Raw genomic sequence first — 5,647 nt, 5'->3', positions numbered from 1 at the left:
GGCGGGCTTCCTGCCCTCGTACTACGGCAAGGAAGGCATGCAGTACGCGCCGCCCGGCGAGATCGCGCTGGTCAAGCGGGCGTACGACCGGGCACCGGACGGTTCGCTGATCATGGCGACCACCGGGTCGTTCGCCGGTGCGTACTACCGCTACGACCACTTCGAGCGCTGGTTCTTCACCGAGCAGGAAGTGCCGGAGAACCTCAAGATGCTGAAGGATCCCGCCGGTTACCTCGACGCGGGCATCCCGGACGGCCGTCCGGCGTATGTGATCCTCACGCCCACCCAGGAGAAGGCCACGATCGGCGAGGGATATCTGCCGCCGGGCGGCTTCGCGCGGCTGACGGCGGCGCTGAAGAGTTCGCCGCACTTCCATGTCGTGGAGGAGAGCGCGTACGGGCTGGTGCTGGAACACGTACCGGACTCCGACCAGGCCCCGGAGCCACCGACCGCCGCCACGCCCGACGCACCAGCCACGCCCAACTCGCCGACCACGCCCAACTCACCAGCCACGCCCGCCACATCCGGCACGCCCGCCACTCCCGACCGATGATGAGGATGACCCGGAGGTACGTCGCGCCATGCAACGCACACAGGCACAGCTTCTCAGGGCGGTACTCGCGCTCTCCGGATGGCTGGCGCTGGCGGTGACCGTGCTGCCCGGCGGCTCCCCGCTGCGGTGGATACCGATCCTGCTCTTCGTGACCTTCTGCCCCGGACTCGCACTGCTCCACCCCCGGCCACGGGGGGCGCGGAACGGCGCGGGGCTGGAGACGGTCGCGCTGGCGGCCCCGCTGAGCCTGTCGCTCGCCGTGCTCGCCTCCACCGCTCTCTTTCTCGTCCAGGGCTTCTCGGCGACGGTCTTCCTGGTCTCGTTGGCCACCTTCTGCACGGTCACCGCCGTGCTGCCGGGGCTGCCGCTGCCGGTCGCGATCAGGGGCGCGCGCAGGGAAACCGCGACCGAGGCGGGTCCCGAGGCCGATGCACAGGCCGATGCACAGGCCGACGCCGGGGCCGATGTCGCCGGGCAGGCACAGTGACCACCTCCCGGCGGGACACGTACCTGATCCTCGCCCTGGCCCTCGTGGCCGCCCTGCTCGCCGGCCTGGGCGTCTGGATCTCCGGTCAGGGGCAGCCCGAAGGCAGCGGCCCGAACGGTGCGGAGAGCGGTAACGGCTCCCCCGGCAGGACCGCTTCGGGGGCGAGGGCGGGGAAGTCGTGCGCGCCGACCGTGTCGCTGGAGCCGCCGTGCGGGGCCTGGTGGGGCGCGTACGTCCCGTACGCGAAGAACGGCTCGCTCAAGGACCCGATCCACGACCTGGAGAAGAAGATCGGGCGCAAGCTCGACCTCGTCTACACGTACCACGACATGTCCAACACCCCGGCCGACGGCATGCTGCTCACCCCCGACGAGAAGGAGTTGGGCAAGGACCGGATGCTGATGATCGCCTGGGAGTCCACCGTGTGGACCGAGCCGCACCACAAGAACTGGACGGAGAAACAACTCGGTTGGCGCGACATCGCCGCCGGGAAGTACGACGCCGAGATCATCGACCCGCAGGCGCGGCGCCTCAAGGCGTACGGCAAGCGCGTCTTCTTCTCCTTCGACCAGGAGACCGACTTCCGTACGCCGGACGCGGGCACGCCCGCCGAGTTCGTCGCCGCGTACCGCCACATACACGACCGGTTCGAGCAACTCGGGGTGGACAACCTGGTGTGGGTGTGGACGGTGTCCGGCTATCTGGGGCACGAGAAGTCCATGAAGGAGCTGTATCCGGGCGACGACTATGTCGACTGGGTCGGCATGGACCAGTACAACTACTTCCTCTGCCACGACTCGAAGACCTGGCTGGACTTCGACCGGAGCGTGCGGCCGTCGTACGTATGGCTGCGCGAGAACATCTCGGCGACCAAGCCGTTCATGCTCTCCGAGTTCAGTACGGCGCCGGATCCGGCGCAGCCGGACCGGCAGCGGAGCTGGTACTCCGACATTCCGGAGCAGGCGAAGGGGATGCCGGAGGTGAAGGCGCTGGTGCAGTGGAACCAGCCCATCGAGGGGAAGGACTGCGACCTCACCGTCAACAAGGGCCCCGCGCTTGACGGTTACCGGCAGGCGGGCCGGGACGACTACTTCAACCAGCCGGTGCCGTCACGGTGATACGGGTCCGCCGGCCTGCGTTCCCGCTCGCGTTCCGGCTTCGCCCGGCGCCTCCGGGCACCGAACGCCGCCCCGCACACGGCGCCCAGCCCGACGGGCAGGCCCACGAGCACCGCGGGCCCCGCCGTGGCGAACGCGTGCTGCGCCGCCCAGCCGGCCACCATCAGCAGCCACAGCACGCCCACGGTGACCCGGCCGTCCGCGCGTAGCGCCACCCCGAGCGTCACGGCGACCAGCACCAGACAGAGCGACTGGACGGCGACGGGAGCGACCGGGACCGGCACGCCCAGCAGCGGCGCCGCCGAGTGCAGCGCGGCGAAGGTGATCAGCAGGGTGAGGTAGGGCAGCGCCGGGCGCGGCCGTACGAGCGACGCGGCGGCGCACTGTACGACGACCAGCAGGATCCCGGCGGCCAGGGTCAACGGGGGCAGCGCGGCGAGGAGTTCGCCGCCGGTGAGGGACGGGCGCCCGATGGTGGGGCCGGTGCGCAGGAGCGGGACCCAGAACAGCCCGGCGCCGAGACCGAAGAGCAGCCACAGCAGGGTGACGGCCCAGCTCTCGGGTACGTCGTCGCCCGGGGCCGCCGGACCCTGGGCGGTGCGCTCGGCCCAGCCGGTGCCGTACGACCGGGCGGCGCGCGCCGGGACAGCCGTACGGACACGCGTACGCCGTACCTCCCCGCGCGACGGCCGCCCGCTCAGCGCGGCGCGCAGCCCCGGCGCCGCGAACAGCGCGATCACGGTCATGGACAGCACCATCGAGATGCCGGCGCCCGAGATGCCGGCGGGCCCGAGCAGCAGGACCGTACTGCCCAGGACGAGCGCGCACATGGAGCCCTGGAGGACGGCGAGCATGCCCGTACGCCCCTGGACCCGCAGCACCCCGATGTACAGCTCGACGATCACGCGCGGCAGGGTGGCGGCGGCGAGCAGGCGCAGCACCGTGGTGCCGTGCTCGGCGTAGTCGCCGCCGAACGGCGCGAGGACCAGCGGCGCGAACACCACCAGCACCAGAACCACCGGCACCAGCAGAACGGCCATCCGCCGCAGCGCCCCCCGCACCCCTTCCGCCAGCCGCTCGGGGCTGTACGAGGCGTGGGCGGTGAGTGAGGAGGCCATGTTGATGGCCATGAACTCCATCGTGCCGCCGACGGTGTACGCGGTGTAGAAGAAGGCGTTGTGCGCCGCGTCGAAGCGGACGGCGACGATGACCGGCAGCAGATTGATCATCGCGAGGCTGAACAGAGACCCGACCGAATCGCCCGCCAGGAACCGGCCGATGTCCCGCGTCCTCAGCGGTTCACGGTCGCGGTCGGCCGCCGCCTGGCGGGGGATGAGCCTGCGGAAGACGAGCCAGCCGAGCGGTACGACGGACAGCGCGATGGCGGCGGCCCAGGAGACGAAGACGCCGAGGACCGGCATCGCCGTCGCGAACGCCGCGAGCAGCAGCAGCTTGCCGAGCGAGAAGACGGCGTTGCCGACAGGCACCCAGACGGCTTTGCGCAGGCCGGTCAGCACCCCGTCCTGGAGCGTCAGGACGGCCCAGCCGATACAGGACGCCGTGAAGACGACTCCGGCGGTGAGCCCGCCGAGCGGCGCGTACGAGGGGCCCCACAGGCCGAGCGTCAGCAGGAAGACGACACAGGCGACGCAGACGACGACCGAACTGATGGCGTACGCACGCCACACCAGCGAACCCGTCGCCCGCCCGGCGCGCGGCACATAGCGCACCACGGCGCCGATCATGGTGGTGGCGGTGATCGAGGCGAGGAGGCGCATGGCGGCGATGGCCGCCGAGCCCTGCCCGACGGCGTCCTCGGTGTAGTAGCGCGCGGCGACCAGCCAGAAGCCGAGGCCGAGCGCGGCGGAGACACCGGTGGAGAGCATCAGGGCGTAGGCGTTGCGGAACATGGAATCGCCGCTGGCCCCTGCGGCCTCGCCGGGCTCCACCGCCCCGGCCGGCTCTCTCGGCAACCTGCTCCCGGCCGTGTCGACCGTCTCAGCCGTCTCAGCCGCGTCAGCCGTGTCGGCCACCGCTACCGGAGCCCTTCACGCCGGGCCGGGCGCGCGCCCGACGCCGTGAGGACGGCGATCACCTCTTCGGCGCGGCACGGATCGACGGGCAGCGCGTGCCGCGCGAACCAGGCGGCGGGCTCGGGGGCGGGGGAGGGGTCGGTGAAGGCCTCGCCCGCGTAGGCGTCGAGCGGCGGGTCGTAGAGATAACCGACGGTGATACGCCGCCGCGCGAGGGCGGCGAGGGCCGCGTGCCGGTCCTGGACGAGCAGCGGCACCCGGAAGAGCGGCTGTACGGGCTCAGGGCCGGAGGCCCCCGCACCCGGAGCGGCCCATGGCGTGCGTAACAGCCGCTCCGTGCCTGCCAGATGGGCGTCGAGCCGCGCGTCGAGCCCGGCGAGCAGCCGCTCGGTACGCCGCAGCCGCACCCTCCCGGGCGAGAGCCGGTAGGCGTGCATGTCCACCTTGACCCAGGAGTTGAAGTCCCCGAGCCCGGGCGCGCGGGTCAGGGCCTGCTCCAACTCGCCCGCGCGCAACGGCATCCGGATCTCCTCGCGCTCCTCCATGCCGAGCAGCCGCATGGTGGCGCGAGCGGCCCGTACGAGACGCAGCCCGCGCACCCCGGCCTCCGCGTACGGCCGTACGCCGTAGGCGATTTCGGCGCCGAGCCCGGACGGCTCCAGCAGCGCGTCGCGCGCCGCCTCCAGCTCCGTACGCAACCTGGGGTCGGCGACCGCCAGGAACCCGCCGGTCTTGGCGCCGACATGCTTCGAGAGGCTGAAGACGGACGCGTCGCCGAAGGTCCCGACCGGGCGTCCGCCGACGCGGCTGCCGATGGCGTGGGCGGCGTCCTCGATCAGCGGGATCCCCAACGCGTCGCAGCGGGAGCGCAGTTCGGGCGCCCGGTCGGGGTTCCCGTACAGGTTGGTGGTGAGTACGGCGGACAGCCCGCGCCACGCGGCCTCCGGCATGCCCGCCAGGTCGATGGATCCGTCCAGCGGGTTCAACGGCGCCTGGACCGGCCGTAGTCCGGCGGCGAGTACCACGAAGAAGATCACGTCGTCGTTGACCGGCGACATCAACACCCGCCCACCGGGCGGACACCAGTGCCGCAGGGCGACGTACAGCCCGAGCCGGCACGACGGCACGTACAGACATTCCCTGCCGAGGCGGTGGCGCATCAGCGTCTCCAGCCCGGAGTACGCCGAGCCTCCCGCCGGGCAGCTCTCCCCAAGATCCCCAAGAGCCATACCGCTTCCCCCCTGCCCCCGGGCTCAATGTGTCCCATACCGGACGGGACGTCAATGAGGCCTGGGAGGCGGGGGAGAGGGGCGGTCGGGTTCCGGCCAGGAGAGGCGCGAGGCCACCGGCACAGTCAAGGGAGCCACAGCGGAACCCCGGGAAAGGGAGCGGCGCCCCTACTCCTCCAGCGTCAGACCCTTCCTGAGCTTGACCAGGGTCCGCGACAGCAGCCGGG

At 71.8% G+C, this 5,647-nt stretch carries 4 protein-coding genes and 1 pseudogene; 3 read left to right on the top strand and 2 right to left on the bottom strand.

The features are described 5' to 3' along the window. From QR77_RS13695 to QR77_RS13685, 3 genes and pseudogenes are all read left to right on the top strand, one after another. Positions 1–553 (top strand): annotated as a pseudogene (locus QR77_RS13695) (hypothetical protein); the annotation flags it as partial. 28 nt (positions 554–581) lie between these two features. After that, positions 582–1,040, top strand: a complete 459-nt coding sequence (locus QR77_RS13690) for a hypothetical protein (protein WP_063798028.1) — start codon at positions 582–584, stop codon at positions 1,038–1,040. Beyond that, positions 1,037–2,158, top strand: coding sequence for a glycosyl hydrolase (locus QR77_RS13685; protein WP_236710638.1), 1,122 nt, complete (start codon positions 1,037–1,039; stop codon positions 2,156–2,158). The genes QR77_RS13690 and QR77_RS13685 overlap by 4 nt, the downstream gene beginning before the upstream one ends. Here the strand turns inward: QR77_RS13685 and QR77_RS48620 are convergent. Together QR77_RS48620 and QR77_RS13675 are read right to left on the bottom strand one after the other, a co-directional pair. Then, positions 2,128–4,131 (bottom strand): lipopolysaccharide biosynthesis protein, encoded by a 2,004-nt coding sequence (locus tag QR77_RS48620; RefSeq protein WP_236711105.1) that lies wholly within the window; start codon positions 4,129–4,131, stop codon positions 2,128–2,130. The genes QR77_RS13685 and QR77_RS48620 overlap by 31 nt on opposite strands. Before the next feature lie 62 nt (positions 4,132–4,193). After that, positions 4,194–5,351 carry a DegT/DnrJ/EryC1/StrS family aminotransferase gene (locus tag QR77_RS13675; protein ID WP_040021985.1) on the bottom strand — a complete coding sequence of 386 codons (1,158 nt, stop codon included), beginning with the start codon at positions 5,349–5,351 and terminating at the stop codon, positions 4,194–4,196. Positions 5,352–5,647: the final 296 nt, after the last annotated feature.

Source organism: Streptomyces sp. 150FB (assembly GCF_000818195.1).
Classification (GTDB): Bacteria; Actinomycetota; Actinomycetes; order Streptomycetales; family Streptomycetaceae; genus Streptomyces.
Note: the sequence above shows the minus strand (reverse complement) of the source record. Positions and strands in the feature narration are given on the sequence as shown.